14 protein-coding genes are annotated in these 15,928 nt (G+C 54.6%); 7 read left to right on the top strand and 7 right to left on the bottom strand.

Annotation, left to right across the window (positions count from 1 at the left end; genetic code table 11):
• Positions 1-191: 191 nt before the first annotated feature.
• Both carA and carB read left to right on the top strand, forming a co-directional pair.
• Positions 192-1,337: a glutamine-hydrolyzing carbamoyl-phosphate synthase small subunit gene (gene carA / locus DZE2538_RS16795; RefSeq protein ID WP_026357735.1), complete on the top strand. Its 1,146-nt coding sequence runs from the start codon at positions 192-194 to the stop codon at positions 1,335-1,337.
• Between the two features lie 87 nt (positions 1,338-1,424).
• Positions 1,425-4,649, top strand: a complete 3,225-nt coding sequence (carB, locus tag DZE2538_RS16790; protein ID WP_023640795.1) for a carbamoyl-phosphate synthase large subunit — start codon at positions 1,425-1,427, stop codon at positions 4,647-4,649.
• A 124-nt stretch (positions 4,650-4,773) separates the two neighbouring features.
• Here the strand turns inward: carB and DZE2538_RS16785 are convergent, their stop codons facing one another.
• Positions 4,774-5,388: a LysE family translocator gene (locus tag DZE2538_RS16785; protein ID WP_019843353.1), complete on the bottom strand. Its 615-nt coding sequence runs from the start codon at positions 5,386-5,388 to the stop codon at positions 4,774-4,776.
• Between the two features lie 160 nt (positions 5,389-5,548).
• Here DZE2538_RS16785 and DZE2538_RS16780 point away from each other — a divergent pair, with 160 nt between their 5' ends.
• The 4 genes from DZE2538_RS16780 to DZE2538_RS20530 all read left to right on the top strand — a co-directional run bounded on the left by DZE2538_RS16780 (position 5,549) and on the right by DZE2538_RS20530 (position 7,857).
• Positions 5,549-6,322: a threonine/serine exporter family protein gene (locus DZE2538_RS16780; protein WP_023640794.1), complete on the top strand. Its 774-nt coding sequence runs from the start codon at positions 5,549-5,551 to the stop codon at positions 6,320-6,322.
• The gene (locus DZE2538_RS16775) at positions 6,316-6,786 is read left to right on the top strand and encodes a threonine/serine exporter (RefSeq protein ID WP_019843354.1); all 471 of its coding nucleotides are present in this window, start codon (positions 6,316-6,318) and stop codon (positions 6,784-6,786) included. The genes DZE2538_RS16780 and DZE2538_RS16775 overlap by 7 nt, the downstream gene beginning before the upstream one ends.
• Before the next feature lie 147 nt (positions 6,787-6,933).
• Positions 6,934-7,416, top strand: a complete 483-nt coding sequence (folA, locus tag DZE2538_RS16770) for a type 3 dihydrofolate reductase (RefSeq protein WP_019843355.1) — start codon at positions 6,934-6,936, stop codon at positions 7,414-7,416.
• Between the two features lie 246 nt (positions 7,417-7,662).
• Complete coding sequence (locus tag DZE2538_RS20530) at positions 7,663-7,857, top strand: hypothetical protein (RefSeq protein ID WP_071601227.1); 195 nt, start codon at positions 7,663-7,665, stop codon at positions 7,855-7,857.
• A 34-nt stretch (positions 7,858-7,891) separates the two neighbouring features.
• Here DZE2538_RS20530 and apaH read toward each other — a convergent pair whose 3' ends face one another.
• The 6 genes from apaH to lptD form a co-directional block, all read right to left on the bottom strand.
• A complete protein-coding gene (gene apaH / locus DZE2538_RS16765) occupies positions 7,892-8,743 on the bottom strand; it encodes a bis(5'-nucleosyl)-tetraphosphatase (symmetrical) ApaH (RefSeq protein WP_019843357.1) in 852 nt (283 codons plus the stop codon).
• Between the two features lie 6 nt (positions 8,744-8,749).
• Positions 8,750-9,127 carry a Co2+/Mg2+ efflux protein ApaG gene (gene apaG, locus DZE2538_RS16760; protein WP_012768326.1) on the bottom strand — a complete coding sequence of 126 codons (378 nt, stop codon included), beginning with the start codon at positions 9,125-9,127 and terminating at the stop codon, positions 8,750-8,752.
• 15 nt (positions 9,128-9,142) lie between these two features.
• On the bottom strand, positions 9,143-9,961 hold the full coding sequence (gene rsmA, locus DZE2538_RS16755; RefSeq protein ID WP_019843358.1) for a 16S rRNA (adenine(1518)-N(6)/adenine(1519)-N(6))-dimethyltransferase RsmA: 819 nt from the start codon (positions 9,959-9,961) through the stop codon (positions 9,143-9,145).
• Positions 9,954-10,955, bottom strand: coding sequence for a 4-hydroxythreonine-4-phosphate dehydrogenase PdxA (gene pdxA / locus DZE2538_RS16750; RefSeq protein WP_038916833.1), 1,002 nt, complete (start codon positions 10,953-10,955; stop codon positions 9,954-9,956). Before pdxA ends, rsmA begins: the two co-directional genes overlap by 8 nt.
• Positions 10,955-12,247, bottom strand: coding sequence for a peptidylprolyl isomerase SurA (surA, locus tag DZE2538_RS16745; RefSeq protein WP_038916832.1), 1,293 nt, complete (start codon positions 12,245-12,247; stop codon positions 10,955-10,957). The genes pdxA and surA overlap by 1 nt, the downstream gene beginning before the upstream one ends.
• A gap of 98 nt (positions 12,248-12,345) precedes the next feature.
• The gene (lptD, locus tag DZE2538_RS16740; RefSeq protein WP_023640790.1) at positions 12,346-14,745 is read right to left on the bottom strand and encodes an LPS assembly protein LptD; all 2,400 of its coding nucleotides are present in this window, start codon (positions 14,743-14,745) and stop codon (positions 12,346-12,348) included.
• Positions 14,746-14,895: 150 nt separating this feature from the next.
• Here lptD and djlA point away from each other — a divergent pair, with 150 nt between their 5' ends.
• On the top strand, positions 14,896-15,855 hold the full coding sequence (djlA, locus tag DZE2538_RS16735; protein ID WP_012886199.1) for a co-chaperone DjlA: 960 nt from the start codon (positions 14,896-14,898) through the stop codon (positions 15,853-15,855).
• Positions 15,856-15,928: the final 73 nt, after the last annotated feature.

The following is a 15,928-nucleotide window of genomic DNA, read 5'->3' as shown; positions in this document are numbered from 1 at the left end:
CGATGTATTAACGCCTGAAGCCGTGAAATAGTGAAAAAAAATCCGGTTTGGCTAGACAACGGTCAGGGGCATCATTAAAATGCGCGCAATTTGCCAAAAATTTGCCTTACAGGTGGTTTTTGCATTGATTTAGTCCATCAAATCTGAATTAATATGCAAATAACATGATTTTTTATTCCTTGGAGGGTGTTTTGATTAAGTCAGCGCTATTGGTTCTGGAAGACGGAACCCAATTCCACGGTCGGGCCATTGGGGCAGAGGGAACGGCAGTGGGGGAAGTCGTTTTCAATACGTCAATGACCGGTTATCAAGAAATCCTCACTGATCCTTCCTATTCCCGCCAGATTGTCACTCTTACTTATCCCCATATCGGAAATGTCGGCACCAACAAAGCCGATGAAGAATCTCCCGCCGTTCATGCTCAGGGTTTGGTTATCCGTGATTTACCCCTGATTGCCAGCAACTACCGCAGCGAAGAAAGCCTGTCTGATTACCTCAAACGCAACAATATTGTGGCGATTGCGGATATCGACACCCGCAAATTAACGCGGCTGCTGCGTGAAAAAGGCGCACAAAATGGCTGCATTATCGCCGGTGACGCACCGGATGCGGCGCTGGCGCTGGAAAAGGCTAAAGCGTTCCCCGGCCTGAAAGGGATGGATCTGGCGAAAGAAGTGACTACCCGCTCCAGCTATAGCTGGTTGCAGGGAAGCTGGACGCTGGAAGGCGAACTGCCAGCGGCAAAAACCGAGGGTGAACTGCCGTATCATGTGGTGGCGTATGACTACGGTGTGAAGCGTAATATCCTGCGTATGCTGGTGGATCGCGGCTGCCGCCTGACGGTGGTACCGGCGCAAACCCCGGCCGAGGATGTGCTGAAACTCAATCCGGACGGTATTTTCCTCTCCAACGGTCCTGGCGATCCGGAGCCGTGCGATTACGCCATCAAGGCGATTAAAGCCTTCCTGGAAACCGATATTCCGGTATTCGGCATTTGTCTGGGCCACCAGTTGCTGGCGCTGGCCAGTGGCGCGAAAACCGTCAAGATGAAGTTCGGTCACCACGGCGGCAACCACCCGGTGAAAGATCTGGACGGTAATCGTGTGATGATCACCGCGCAAAACCACGGCTTTGCGGTAGATGAAACGTCGCTGCCCGCCACACTGCGTGCAACGCACAAATCGCTGTTTGATGGTTCGCTGCAGGGCATTCATCGCACCGATAAAGCGGCATTCAGTTTTCAGGGGCACCCTGAAGCCAGCCCCGGCCCACATGATGCCGCGCCGCTGTTTGATCACTTCATCGAGCTGATTGAGTCTTACCGTAACACCAAATAATCAGAATCCGTTTAGTCACGCTGCGATAAAAGAACAGGGCGAAAGTACCAGCGCGGCGGTGAGTAAACGGGTTCGCAGGAGCGAAAAATGCCAAAACGTACAGACATAAAAAGTATCCTGATTCTCGGTGCCGGTCCGATCGTGATCGGTCAGGCGTGCGAGTTTGACTACTCCGGCGCTCAGGCGTGTAAGGCGCTGCGTGAAGAAGGCTACCGCGTGATTCTGGTGAACTCCAACCCGGCTACGATTATGACCGACCCGGAGATGGCCGACGCCACCTACATTGAACCGATCCACTGGGAAGTGGTGCGCAAAATCATCGAAAAAGAACGTCCGGATGCCGTGTTGCCGACAATGGGCGGTCAGACGGCGCTGAACTGTGCGCTGGAACTGGAACGTCAGGGGGTGCTGGCAGAGTTCGGCGTGACCATGATTGGCGCGACTGCTGATGCCATCGATAAAGCGGAAGATCGTCGCCGTTTCGATATCGCGATGAAAAAAATCGGCCTTGAAACCGCTCGTTCCGGCATTGCCCACAATATGGACGAAGCGCTGGCGGTGGCGGCGGATGTCGGGTATCCCTGCATCATTCGCCCGTCTTTCACCATGGGTGGCACGGGCGGTGGTATTGCTTATAACCGTGAAGAGTTCGAAGAAATTTGTACCCGTGGTCTGGATTTGTCACCGACCAAGGAACTGTTGATCGACGAATCGTTGATCGGCTGGAAAGAGTATGAAATGGAAGTGGTGCGGGATAAAAACGATAACTGCATCATCGTCTGCTCTATCGAAAACCTTGATGCGATGGGGATCCACACCGGTGACTCTATCACTGTCGCACCAGCACAAACCCTGACCGACAAAGAATACCAAATCATGCGTAACGCCTCGATGGCGGTACTGCGTGAAATCGGGGTAGAAACCGGCGGATCCAACGTGCAGTTTGCGGTTAATCCGAAAACCGGGCGTCTGATCGTTATCGAAATGAACCCGCGTGTATCCCGCTCCTCGGCGCTGGCTTCCAAAGCGACCGGTTTCCCGATCGCCAAGATCGCGGCCAAACTGGCGGTGGGTTATACGCTTGATGAACTGATGAATGATATTACCGGCGGGCGTACCCCGGCATCGTTCGAACCGTCCATCGATTATGTGGTTACCAAGATCCCGCGCTTTAACTTCGAAAAATTCGCTGGTGCTAACGATCGTCTAACCACGCAGATGAAATCGGTGGGCGAAGTGATGGCGATCGGCCGTACCCAACAGGAGTCGTTGCAGAAAGCGCTGCGTGGTCTGGAAGTCGGGGCGACCGGTTTCGATCCTAAAGTGAGTCTGGACGATCCAGAAGCGCTGACTAAAATCCGCCGCGAATTGAAAGACGCCGGCGGCGACCGTATCTGGTATCTGGCGGATGCGTTCCGCGCAGGCATGTCGGTTGACGGCGTATTCAACCTGACCAACATTGACCGCTGGTTCCTGGTGCAAATTGAAGAACTGGTGCGTCTGGAAGAGCAGGTGGCAGAACAAGGCGCTAACGGCCTGACGAAAGAATTCCTGCGTTTGCTCAAACGCAAAGGTTTTGCCGATGCACGTCTGGCAAAACTGGCCGGTGTATCAGAAGGTGAAATCCGCAAGCTGCGTTACAAATATGATCTGCACCCGGTCTACAAGCGTGTAGATACCTGTGCCGCTGAGTTCGCCACCGATACCGCCTACATGTACTCCACGTATGACGAGGAGTGCGAGGCCAACCCGAATCAGGATCGTGACAAGATCATGGTGCTGGGTGGTGGCCCCAACCGTATCGGTCAGGGGATTGAGTTTGACTATTGCTGTGTGCATGCGGCGCTGGCGCTGCGTGAAGACGGCTATGAAACCATTATGGTCAACTGCAACCCGGAAACCGTCTCCACCGATTACGATACTTCCGATCGCCTCTACTTCGAGCCGGTAACGTTGGAAGACGTGCTGGAGATCGTGCGCATTGAGCAGCCGAAGGGCGTGATCGTGCAGTATGGCGGACAGACGCCGCTGAAATTGGCGCGCCAGCTTGAGGCCGCGGGTGTGCCAGTGATCGGCACCAGCCCGGATGCTATTGACCGTGCGGAAGACCGTGAGCGCTTCCAGCAGGCGGTCAACCGCCTTGGCCTGAAGCAACCGGCCAACGCCACGGTCAGCACCATCGACCAGGCGGTGGAAAAAGCCGTTAACATCGGCTATCCGCTGGTGGTGCGCCCGTCTTACGTACTGGGTGGCCGGGCGATGGAAATCGTGTATGACGAAATCGATTTGCGTCGTTACTTCCAGACAGCGGTCAGCGTTTCCAACGATGCGCCGGTACTGCTGGACCGTTTCCTGGATGACGCGGTGGAAGTGGATGTGGACGCTATCTGCGACGGTGAGCGCGTATTGATTGGCGGCATCATGGAACATATCGAGCAGGCGGGTGTGCACTCCGGTGACTCGGCCTGTTCGCTGCCAGCGTATACCCTGAGCAAAGAGATTCAGGATGTGATGCGTCAGCAGGTAGAAAAACTGGCGTTCGAGCTTGCGGTGCGTGGCCTGATGAATGTGCAGTTCGCGGTGAAAAACAACGAAGTGTACCTGATTGAGGTGAACCCGCGTGCGGCGCGTACCGTGCCGTTTGTTTCCAAAGCCACAGGGGTTCCGCTGGCGAAAGTGGCGGCCCGTGTGATGGTTGGGCAAACGCTGGCGCAGCAGGGCGTCACCAAAGAGGTGATCCCGCCGTACTATTCCGTTAAGGAAGTGGTGCTGCCGTTTAATAAATTCCCAGGTGTGGACCCGATCCTCGGGCCGGAAATGCGTTCTACCGGTGAAGTGATGGGCGTGGGACGGACCTTTGCCGAAGCCTTCGCCAAGGCAATGCTGGGCAGTAACTCTCCGATGAAGAAAACCGGCCGCGCGTTGCTGTCGGTACGTGAGGGTGACAAGGCTCGCGTGGTGGATTTGGCGGCCAAGCTGCTCAAGCACGGTTTTGAACTGGATGCGACTCACGGCACTGCGGTGGTGTTGGGTGAAGCCGGTATCAATCCGCGTTTGGTGAACAAGGTGCATGAAGGCCGTCCACATATTCAGGACCGCATCAAGAATGGCGAGTACACCTACATCGTCAATACCACGGCAGGTCGTCAGGCGATCGAAGATTCCAAACTGATTCGCCGCAGTGCGCTGCAGTATAAAGTGCATTACGACACCACCATGAACGGCGGTTTTGCTACAGCGATGTCGCTGAACGCCGACCCAACCGAGCAGGTCATTTCCGTTCAGGAAATGCATGCCCGTATTCAGGGATAATGGCTAAAAACGCGTCTGGGTTCAGGCGCGTTGTCGTGAAATCGTGAAAGGTCAATCATGAAAAATAAAACCGGCCTGATGCGTGGCATCAGGTCGGTTTTTTTCGTCTGTTATCAGGGCGTATTTAGCTTAAGGCAACTTTGATGCCCAGCGTAATCAACACGCCACCAAGCAGTTTGTCGATCAGCTTTTGCGCTTTGGTCAGACCGCGACGTACTGGTTCGCTCTGAATCAGAATAACCAGTAGCGGCCACCAGATCAGCGTCAATCCCAGGATTATCCCGGCGTACCACAACTTTTCCCCCATGCTGGAGTTCAGCCCCAACACCTGGGTGAATACCGCCAGAAAAAACAGTGTTGCTTTCGGGTTCAGCAGGTTGCAGAGATAGCCCTGGAGGAAGGCTTTCCACAATCCAACGCGCTGTGGCGTCAGGCCGGACAAATCCAGTTTACTGCCGCCGCGTGAGCACAGTGCCTGAATGCCCAGCCAGATCAGGTAAGCGGCACCGACATATTTCAGCAGGCTGAATAGCCAGGGCGTGGTGGTGATGACGACCGCCAGACCGGCGACACAATACGCCATATGGGTGGCGACACCCGCGATAACACCGACAGTGGTCATCATGGCGGCCAGCCGTGGGTAACGTACCGCGTTTTTGATCACCAGAAAAAAGTCCGGGCCGGGAGATATCATCCCCAGTGCAGCGATGGTCGCCACGAATAAAGAGGTTTCAAGCATGATGGATCACGTATGACAATCAAGGATTCGACGAAAAAAGGTGGGCATAATACCGTCAGTGGCATTTTTTCGCACTATCAATCATCGATTTGAAATGTTAATAAACTTATAAAAACCACGCTTATAGTGGTTGTACTCAGGACAGGGGACGAAGTGTAAGATGGTAAATGAAACCACACAGCAGCGGGATATTACCCGATTGTGTATTCAGTGCGCACTGCTGCTGTTGCAGCATGGTGCGGAAAGTATGTTGGTCGAGCAACTTTCGTCACGACTTGGTGTGGCACTGGGCATGGACGCGGTAGAAAGCTCGATTTCGGCTAACGCAATAGTGCTGACCACCATTATGCAGGGGCATTGCCTGACATCCACCCGTAAAAATGTGGACAGAGGCATCAACATGCATGTGGTGACGGAAGTGCAGCGTGTTGTGATCATGGCAGAACATAAACTGCTGGATGTGGCGGGTGTGGCAAAGCGCTTTAGTCATATTAAACCGTTGCGTTACCCGCGTTGGCTGATGGTGACCATCGTGGCGTTGTCGTGCGGCTGTTTTAGCCGTTTAAACGGCGGCGGTTGGGATGCGTTTCTGGTGACGCTGATTGCCAGCGGCATGGCGATGTATGTTCGCCAGGTTTTGACCGCCCGGCACCTTAATCCGTTGATCAATTTCTGTATTACCGCATTTGTGGCGACGTCGGTATCCGGGTTGCTGATGCGTGTGCCCGGCCTTGAACACAGCTCCTCCGTGGCGATGGCGGCGAGCGTGTTGTTGCTGGTACCTGGTTTTCCGCTGATCAATGCGGTCGCCGATATGTTTAAAGGCCATGTGAACACCGGGTTGGCACGCTGGACGATGGCCAGCCTGCTGACGCTGTCGACCTGTATTGGTGTGGTAACGGCAATGGTGATATGGGGGCTGCACGGATGGTGATTGAACTGGTTTGGGCGTTAATTCAGGACATGGTGCTGGCGGCGGTGCCAGCGGTCGGGTTCGCTATGGTATTTAACGTACCGATGCGGGCGTTGCCGTATTGCGCGCTACTCGGCGCACTGGGGCATAGTGTGCGCTTTCTGATGATTCGCTTCGGTATTCCTATCGAGCTGGCGACCTTTGTGGCATCGATTATGGTGGGGATTATCGGCATTCGCTGGTCCCGCTGGTTTCTGGCTCACCCTAAAGTCTTTACCGTCGCAGCGGTGATCCCGATGTTCCCCGGGATTTCAGCCTATACGGCGATGATTTCGGTCGTGCAGCTTTCCCGGTATGGATACAGTGAAGCGTTAATGCAAACGCTGATCACCAACTTCCTGAAGGCCAGTTTTATCGTTGGGGCACTGTCTATCGGGCTGTCGTTACCGGGGATCTGGATTTATCGTAAACGTCCGGGAGTATAACGCTTCGGCTTTCTGTTTAAGGATTCGGTGCTCTTTTAAGGCATTCAGTGTTCTCTTAAATAGTGGGTGACGACCCGGTAATCATATCGACGCATGGGCAGGCTTTCCGTATAGTGGCACCAATTTTGTAGCCTGTAGGGTTTTACCATGGTGATTAGTTTGATTGCCGCACTGGCAGTGGATCGTGTGATCGGAATGGAGAACGCCATGCCGTGGCACCTGCCAGCTGATTTGGCGTGGTTTAAGCGCAACACACTCAACAAACCGGTGATTATGGGGCGTAATACGTTCCGCTCTATCGGGCGGCCGCTGCCGGGACGACTGAACATTGTGGTGAGCAGTCAACCGGGCGACGATGACCGGGTAACCTGGGCGACGTCGCTGGACGCGGCGCTGGCAGCCGCTGGCGACGTGGAAGAAGTGATGGTGATCGGCGGAGGCAGCATTTATCAGCAGATGCTGCCGCAAGCAGGCCGCCTGTATCTGACCCATATTGACGCTGAGGTAGAAGGCGATACCCATTTCCCGGATTACGAACCGGATGAGTGGGTATCGACGTTCAGTGAATTCCATGATGCCGATGAGCAAAACTCTCACAGTTATTGCTTCGAAATCCTCGACCGTCGCTAAGAGTGCTTGCCTGCGATAACGCTCTGCCGGTAATACGCCAGACAGCCAGCTAAACCCGTCTTATGACGGGTTTTTTCGTTTTCTGTTCCCACAGCAAAAGGCTTTTCATGCTTATCAACCCGTAAGACACATTTTCGTCATCTGTCATCGTTAGTATAAAGATGAGTAACCGCTTTCGTTGTTAAATCAACGATGTCAGTAAATCGCTGTGTTTGATAGGCATTTGATAGGTCGGAGACCGTATGCATGACGAATAGCAACCGCAATCTGAATACTGACCGTTTGAGCGATCCACGTCGCCGTGAATTGCCCTCCGGTGATCTGGAAGTTGTTGGTTTGGCCGGATTCCTTGGCGGCGGCATCTGGTCGATTCCCGCCGAGGCGTCAGCCGAGCAGTCATCCCAAAAGGTTCAGTCTGGGACGCCCTTTTCGTTGCTATGACATTGGCACGGCTGGGGATAAGGGGCGTTTTTACTTATCCGTTCAGCGCGATATCGCCAGAAAACTCGGTATTGGATGAGAGTGACGGTTGCGTGAAATAGCGCTTATCGTCCCAACGCAAACAAGTGAGTGCGCCACCCCAGCAGCAGCCGGTATCCAGCGCGTAGATACCTTCCGGTGTGCCTTTTCCTTCCAATGATGCCCAGTGACCAAACGCAATAGCGTATTCGGTTGGAACCGGGCCCGGTAGTGCAAACCAGGGCTTAAGCAGCGACGGTGCCTGTGAGGGCGCCTCTTTACACAGCATATCGAGCTGACCGCCTGAAAAGCAGTAGCGCATGCGGGTAAATACGTTGGTACTAAAGCGCAAACGCGCCAGCCCACTCAATTCCGGGCTCCAATGGTTTGGCATGTCGCCGTACATCGCATCCAGAAACAGCGGGTAGCTGTCGCTGCTGAGGATCGCTTCGACTTCTCTCGCGCACATTTTGGCGGTGTCCAGATCCCATTGCGGCGTGATACCGGCGTGGGCCATCACCAGCTTACGTTCTTCATCTACCTGCAGCAGCGGCTGGCGTCGCAGCCAGTTGATCAAGTCGTCCGCGTCCGGTGCCGACAGCAGCGGATCCAGACGATCTTTGGGTTTATTGCGACTGATACCCGCGTATACCGCCAGGAGATGGAGATCGTGGTTGCCGAGCACCATACGTACTGAATCGCCCAATGAGCGCACATAGCGCAGCACGTCCAGCGAATCGGGGCCACGCGCGACCAGATCGCCGGTCAGCCACAGCGTATCGCTCTCAGGGTTAAACGCAACTTGCGCCAGCAACGCTTTGAGCTCGACGGCACAGCCGTGAACGTCGCCAATAAGATAGGTAGCCATAGTCTTTCAATGTATCAGTGAGGGAATGGCCAGGCGGAATACCGTAATGGGAACCTGAAATGTTTCACCCTGATGATCAATCATCTGGTAATGACCTTCCATGGTGCCCATCGGCGTTTCCAGAATGGCTCCGCTGGTATACTGGAATTCGCTGCCCGGCTGAATGACAGGTTGCAGGCCGATCACGCCTTCACCCTGTACTTCAGTTTGTTTGCCGTTGCCGTTGGTAATCATCCAGTAGCGGCTAAGCAGTTTGACGTCATGACGACCGAGATTGCGGATGGTGATGGTATACGCGAAGACGAAACGGCCTTCTTCTGGCTGAGATTGCGCTTCCACATAGAAGCTCTGAACCTGTATACACACTCGGGGCGCATTCATCATGACGACAACTCCAGCTTATTCCTGCGATGTGGGGTGCGCGGTCAGCCACTCGGCCAGACGGCAATATTGCGCAATAGTGACGTTTTCAGCCCGGGTGTTAGGGTCCACTTCCAGTGCCGTCAATTGCTCTGGCGTGAACAGGTTACCCAGACTGTTACGCAGCGTTTTACGTCGCTGATTAAAGGCTTCCGTGGTAATCCGGCTCAGGATACGGGTATCCACAGCCGGATAAGGCGATGCCGTGTGCGGTACCAACCGCACTACCGCAGAATCCACTTTGGGGGCCGGTTTGAAGGCGGTCGGCGGCACTTCAAGCACCGGAATAACCTGACAATAGTACTGCGCCATCACACTCAGACGACCATAAGCCTTGCTGTTTGGCCCTGCCACCAGCCGGTTGACCACTTCTTTTTGCAACATGAAGTGCATGTCGTGAATAGCCTGAGTATAGCTGAACAGGTGGAACATCAGCGGTGTCGAAATATTATACGGCAGGTTACCAAAAACCCGCAGCGGTTGTCCCGCCTGTTGTGACAGTGCGGCAAAGTCCACTGTCATCGCGTCCTGCTGGATGATGGTCAGCTTGTCCTTGAGCGTCGGATGCACTTCCAGCCGGGCGGCCAGATCGCGGTCCAGTTCGACGACGGTAAAGCGGTCGATACGTTCGCCGACAGGAATAGTTAACGCCCCCAGACCGGGGCCGATTTCCACCATGGCCTGACCCGGCTGCGGGTGGATGGCGGAAACAATACTGTCGATCACGAACTGATCGTTGAGAAAATTCTGGCCAAAGCGCTTACGCGCGAAGTGGCCTTGATGGACGCGATTATTCATTAAGGTTAGCAATCATATGTAGAGCGAGATTCAATGCAGTGCGGAAGCTGCCCGGATCGGCCTGACCGCGACCGGCAAGTTCCAGTGCGGTGCCGTGATCGACGGACGTGCGGATAAACGGCAGCCCCAGCGTGATGTTGACGGCTCGACCAAAGCCCTGATATTTCAGTACCGGCAAACCCTGGTCGTGATACATCGCCAGCACAGCGTCGGCGTGTTCGAGGTACTTGGGTTGGAATAAGGTGTCGGCAGGCAGCGGGCCAACCAGTTGAATACCAGACTGACGCAGCTCATCTAGCGCGGGAATAATGACATCCAGTTCTTCACGCCCCATATGGCCACCTTCGCCAGCGTGTGGGTTCAAACCACAGACGTAGATGACTGGTTGGGCGAGGCCGAACTTGCGCTGCAAATCCTGATGCAGAATGGTAATCACTTCGTGCAGACTGTCGCGGGTGATAGCATCCGATACTGCTTTTAGCGGCAGATGGGTGGTCGCCAGCGCAACGCGCAGTTCTTCGGTTGCTAGCATCATCACCACGCGCGTGCAGTGACTGCGCTCGGCGAAAAACTCCGTGTGACCGGAAAACGCAATACCTGACTCGTTGATAATGCCTTTGTGTACCGGCCCGGTGATCAGCGCGGCAAAATCGCCTTTCAGACAACCATCACAGGCGCGGGCCAGCGTATCGAGCACATAGCGGCTGTTCGCCACGTCCAATTGTCCTGGCACCACGGTAGCGTCGGTGGCAACCGGCAGCAACGTCAACGTGCCAGCCGCTTGCGGCTGTGCCGCCAGGTGCGGTTGGTATTCACGCAAGGTCAGCGGGAGTTTCAGCGCCAGTGCACGGCTTAACAACAGCTCAGCATCGGCGCATACCACCAGTTCCACCGGCCAGCTTTGCTGAGCCAGCGCAACAACCACATCGGGACCAATCCCGGCGGGTTCGCCGGGGGTAATCACGACTCGCTGAACCTGCGTTTCAACGGACATCAGTTCTGACCATCCAGGATTTTCACGTATGCCGCCGCGCGTTTTTCCTGCATCCAGGTTTGGGCTTCTTCGGCGAATTTACGGTTAAACAGCATGCGATAAGCGCGATCCTTCTGAGCGGCGTCAGTCTTGTCTACCCGGCGGGTATCCAGCAGTTGGATCAAATGCCAGCCAAAAGAGGAGTGAACCGGTGCGCTGATTTCGCCTTTTTTCAGGTCCATCAAGGCATCGCGGAATGCCGGGTCATACATATCTGGCGAGGCCCATCCCAGGTCGCCGCCCTGATTAGCCGAGCCCGGATCCTGAGATAACTGTTTGGCTGCGGCGGCGAAGCTCAGTTTGCCACTCCGGATTTGGCTTGCCACCTCTTCGAGTTTAGCTTTGGCTTGCGCGTCGTTCATCACTACCGAGGTCGTCAGCAGAATGTGGCGGGCATGCACTTCAGTAACTGATACCGCTTGAGAGCCACCACGGGTATCGTTAACACGCAGAATATGGAAGCCCACACCAGAGCGAATTGGCCCGATGATCTGTCCTTTCTGTGGGTTAGCCAGACGTTCGGCAAACAGCGACGGCAGTTCTTGCGGACGGCCCCAACCCATCTGCCCACCTTTCAGCGCCTGCGGATCGGCGGAGTAGGTGATGGCCAGTTTGCCGAAATCAGCACCCTGAGAGGCTTCTTTTACCAGGCGGTTGGCCAGACTCTCTGCTTTATCGACCTGATCTTGCGTCGGATTTTCCGGCAGCGGGATCAAAATTTGGCTCAGATTAACCTCGGGGCCGTTTGCTCCCTGACTGGCAAGCTGCTGAGCCAGCGCGTCCACTTCCTGCGGTAGCACGGTGACGCGGCGGCGCACTTCACTGTTACGCACATCCGCGATCATCATGTCTTTGCGGATCTGGTTACGGTAAGTATCGAAACTGACGCCTTCGGCGGCCAGGCGGCTGCGCAACTGGTCAAGGCTCATGTGGTTTTGCGCCGCAATATTGGCGATAGAGCGATCCAATTGCTCATCGGTGACCTGAACACCCATCTTTTGCGCCATCTGCATGATGATGTTATCCATGATCAAACGCTCCAGAATCTGGTGACGGAGCGTGGCGTCGTCCGGCAACTGCTGACCGGCTTCTTGCGCGTTCAGTTTGACGGACTGTAGCAGGCTATTGATATCACTTTCCAGAACCACACTGTTGTCGACGACGGCGGCGATCTTGTTGACCTCTTGTGGGGCCGCAAACGCCATATTGGCACTCAGTGCCAGTCCCAGGACAAGCGCTCTCCAGTTCTTCATACCTTTCCCGTTTAATTTATCCGCCAGGGCGGGTTACATGTTTAATCGCTACCGGTTATTAGACGTTTATTGTCGCCAGAGTTCCCGGCGTTACCTCATCAGAACGCACGCTGGTAAGGCAATATGCTGTTTCTCAGCATTTTGTCCGTTCCCAGATTGTAATTGCTGCTCAGGCCACGCAATTCGAAGCTGAAGCCAATCTTGCTGTCGTAGACGCTCTGATTGGTGGTGCTATTCCATTTGGTTATCTTGCGTTCATAGCCCACGTTGACCGCCCAACAGCAGGTGTTGTACTGCAGGCCCACTAACTGGTCAGCGGGTTGATTGGCCTTGGTGTCATAGTAATAAGCACCCACGATAGCCCAGCGATCGGACAACGGCCAACTGGCTGTGGCACCAACCTGAGATATGCCTTGCTGGAAACCGGGGTTTGTGATGTCTGGCAGCATGGCCTGAATATACTCTGAGCTGGCGAAACGGTAATTCAACTGGAACATACGCTCACCACCGCCACGGTATTCAAGAATAGCGTCGCCGAGGGTAACGCTTTTGAGACGTTCATCGTATTGTGCGCCACCACGCAGACCCCAGTTGTCGGCAAATTTCCAGTAGGCGTCCCCCGCCCAGTTCAGGCTGCCGCGCTCATCATTCTGGTCGAGACTCGAGTTGGTACCGGTGCGTGGGCGATCAAAATAATAAATCTGCCCTAGTGACGCATTGAAACGCTCTTCGAGCGCATTGTCATACAACCGCGTTGTCACCCCGCTCGATACCTGGTTCGCAGACGCGATGCGATCCAGGCCGCTGAAGGTACGGTCACGGAATAACCCGGCGTAGTCTGCCTGCAACAAGGTGGAGTCATAGGCGCGAATATCAGACTGATTACGGTATGGCACATATAAATACTGCACTCGGGGCTCGAGCGTTTGGGTATAGCCTTTCGCCCAGTCCATATCGCGTTCGAACACCATCTTGCCATCGGTTTTGAACTGCGGCATGACACGGTTGACGCTACTTTTTAATGGCGAGTCCGGGTTGCTGGCGTTATAGGCATCCAGATTTTCCTGCTGATAGTGGGTGGCCATCAGCTTGGCTTCGGTATTCAGGCTGGCCCACTGATTGGAAACCGGCATAGAAATTGTCGGCTCGAAATGCAGACGGGTCGCGTCAGGCAGGCTGGGGTTAATATTGGTAAATTTTACCGCCTGACCATAAAGGTGCAGATCGAAGGGGCCGATATCATTCTGATAGTAATTCATATCGAGCTGCGGCAGCGCTCGATAAATATCGCGGGAAGACAGATTGCTGAATATCTGGTACTGACGTGTCGAGACGGTGGCATCCCAGTTTTGGTTGGCGTAACCCAGGCTGAATTTCTGGGTGGCGTAACCGTCGGTGGTATTACCGTAAAACGAATCCAGATCGGTGAAATAATTTGGATCGCTGACCTTGGTATAGTCAGCACTAAAGCGCCACACCTGATCCATCACGCCGAAATGCTGCCAGTGGAACAGCCAGCGGGTGTAATTATCATCAGGCGCATAACCTGATTTACCTGATAACACGTCGTTTTTGTATTGTCTGTCGTCCGGCAACCAGTCAAATTCGACCAGGCCTAAGCCCGCGCTCGACAGATAACGGAATTCGTTCTGCCACTGCATGCCGCGATTGGTCTGTACATGCGGCGTGATGGTGGCGTCGTAGTTGGGCGCGATATTCCAGTAATAAGGTGTGACCAACTCAAACCCGTTACTCCTGCCGTATTTCGCGTTGGGGATCAGGAAACCGGAGCGACGCTTGTTGCCAATCGGGAGTTGCATGTAAGGGCTGTAGAATACCGGGACACCCGCGATGCGAAAACGGGCGTTCCAGATTTCGGCGACTTCCTCCTGCCGGTCCTGAATCACTTCCGAACCGACGACGCTCCAGCTATCATCACCTGGCAGGCAGGATGTAAATGAGCCATGATCCAGAATGGTATAGCGGTTGTTCTCGCGCTGTTTCATCTTGTCGGCATCGCCGCGACCCTGGCGCCCGACCATCTGGTAGTCGCCGTCTTCGACGTCGGTATCCTTGGTGTTGAGGTTGGACCAGGCGCGCGGGCCTTTCAGAATGACCTGATTATCATCGTAATGCACGTTACCGATAGCCGTGACAGTGCGGACAGGGTCGGCCTGACCCGCCTGTTGTTTCTGATGCAGCTGCACCTGGTCTGCGGTCAGTACGCGATTACCCTGCTCGACGTTCACATTGCCGGTAAATAAGGCGCTGTCGGGGTAGTTGGCCTGTGACTGATCCGCTTTGATGTGAACCGGCAACTGACTGGTGTCCCCGGTGACCAGCGGACGATTGTATACAGGAACGCCCGACATACACTGAGAGGCGAGATCGGCCAGCGCATGCTGGCTGTACAGCGCCGACCCAATTAATGAGGCCAGCAGGGTTGGAAAACTTTTTTTCATACGCGGTATCTGGTGTTCCGTCATCAAGGGCGTCATGCCGGCAAACGGTCAGAGACTATATTAGCCACCGGCGTAGCGCCAGTGCAAAATCCCCGCCATTTTCTATGCGTTGCCGTTAGGAGCAAAGATAAATGACGGGTATGATAAAGCAATTTTTGGCCGACGGCATGGGGATTTGAGGAGTATATGCGGTATTGGGGAAAGTTGCTGGGACTGGCGTTGGGGATTGTGTCCAGCGCCGGTGTCGGCGGGTTGATAATCGGGCTGCTGTTGGGTCATTTGCTTGACAGAGCTCGTGCATCCCGTCGTCGCGACTTTTTTTCCGCGCAAGCCACCCGCCAGGCCTTGTTTTGTCTGACCACCTTTCAGGCGATGGGGCACCTGGCCAAATCAAAAGGGCGGGTGACGGAGTCTGATATCCGTATCGCGACCACCATGATGGACCGGCTGGAACTGCATGGCGAGGCGCGTAATGCCGCGCAACAGGCGTTCCGTGAAGGGAAAGCCAGTCAGTTTCCGGTGCGTAATAAGCTGCGTAAGTTACGCGACGCCTGCATTGGACGTTTTGATTTAATCAGAATGTTTCTGGAGATTCAGTTACAGGCCGCGTTTGTAGACGGCGCATTACACCCGAATGAACGGCGGTTGCTGTATGTGTTTGCCGATGAGCTGGGCGTAACCCGCGAACAGTTTGAGCTGTTCATGCGCAACATGGAGCGTGGTGCCCATCAGTCGTCAAAACAGAGCAGCAGTGGTTACCAGTCACGACAGGGCAATACCTACCAGTCGCGGCAAGGGAGCACCCATCAATCACGGCAGAATAATAGTCAGCAACAATCATCAAGACAGGGCAATAAGTCTTATCAGCGGCGTAATCAGTCTTATGGTGGGCAGTCCTATGGCCAGCGGCCGCCGGTATACTCGCGCGGGCCGACTATCGAGAGCGCCTGCCGGACATTAGGGGTACGTAGCACGGATGATGCGGCGACGGTGAAGCGCGCTTATCGCAAACTGATGAGCGAACACCACCCTGATAAAATGATGGGCAAAGGCCTGTCGCCGCGCATGATTGAGATAGCCAAGCGTAAAGCGCAGGATATTCAGGCTGCCTATGAGTTTTTGAAAATCAACAAGTTTTCTCGCTAATTCTTCTTCTCTTTTTGCTGTTCCCGTCGTCGCACTTCTTTCCATGATTGCCTGTTTTCATACAGGGCGCTCG

Origin of the sequence: Dickeya zeae NCPPB 2538, from assembly GCF_000406165.1 — a bacterium.
GTDB lineage: Bacteria > Pseudomonadota > Gammaproteobacteria > Enterobacterales > Enterobacteriaceae > Dickeya > Dickeya zeae.
The sequence above is the reverse complement of the archived record's forward strand: the minus strand, read 5'-3'. Positions and strand labels throughout refer to the sequence as shown.

Coding starts and splice junctions, on each gene's coding strand:
- DZE2538_RS16785 (WP_019843353.1), bottom strand. CDS start 5,388: ATGCTTGAAACCTCTTTATTCGTGGCGACCATCGCTGCACTGGGGATG.
- surA (WP_038916832.1), bottom strand. CDS start 12,247: ATGAAGAACTGGAGAGCGCTTGTCCTGGGACTGGCACTGAGTGCCAAT.
- DZE2538_RS20530 (WP_071601227.1), top strand. CDS start 7,663: ATGACGAATAGCAACCGCAATCTGAATACTGACCGTTTGAGCGATCCA.
- DZE2538_RS16780 (WP_023640794.1), top strand. CDS start 5,549: ATGGTAAATGAAACCACACAGCAGCGGGATATTACCCGATTGTGTATT.
- djlA (WP_012886199.1), top strand. CDS start 14,896: ATGCGGTATTGGGGAAAGTTGCTGGGACTGGCGTTGGGGATTGTGTCC.
- rsmA (WP_019843358.1), bottom strand. CDS start 9,961: ATGAATAATCGCGTCCATCAAGGCCACTTCGCGCGTAAGCGCTTTGGC.
- apaG (WP_012768326.1), bottom strand. CDS start 9,127: ATGATGAATGCGCCCCGAGTGTGTATACAGGTTCAGAGCTTCTATGTG.
- apaH (WP_019843357.1), bottom strand. CDS start 8,743: ATGGCTACCTATCTTATTGGCGACGTTCACGGCTGTGCCGTCGAGCTC.
- carB (WP_023640795.1), top strand. CDS start 1,425: ATGCCAAAACGTACAGACATAAAAAGTATCCTGATTCTCGGTGCCGGT.
- folA (WP_019843355.1), top strand. CDS start 6,934: ATGGTGATTAGTTTGATTGCCGCACTGGCAGTGGATCGTGTGATCGGA.
- DZE2538_RS16775 (WP_019843354.1), top strand. CDS start 6,316: ATGGTGATTGAACTGGTTTGGGCGTTAATTCAGGACATGGTGCTGGCG.
- pdxA (WP_038916833.1), bottom strand. CDS start 10,955: ATGTCCGTTGAAACGCAGGTTCAGCGAGTCGTGATTACCCCCGGCGAA.
- lptD (WP_023640790.1), bottom strand. CDS start 14,745: ATGACGCCCTTGATGACGGAACACCAGATACCGCGTATGAAAAAAAGT.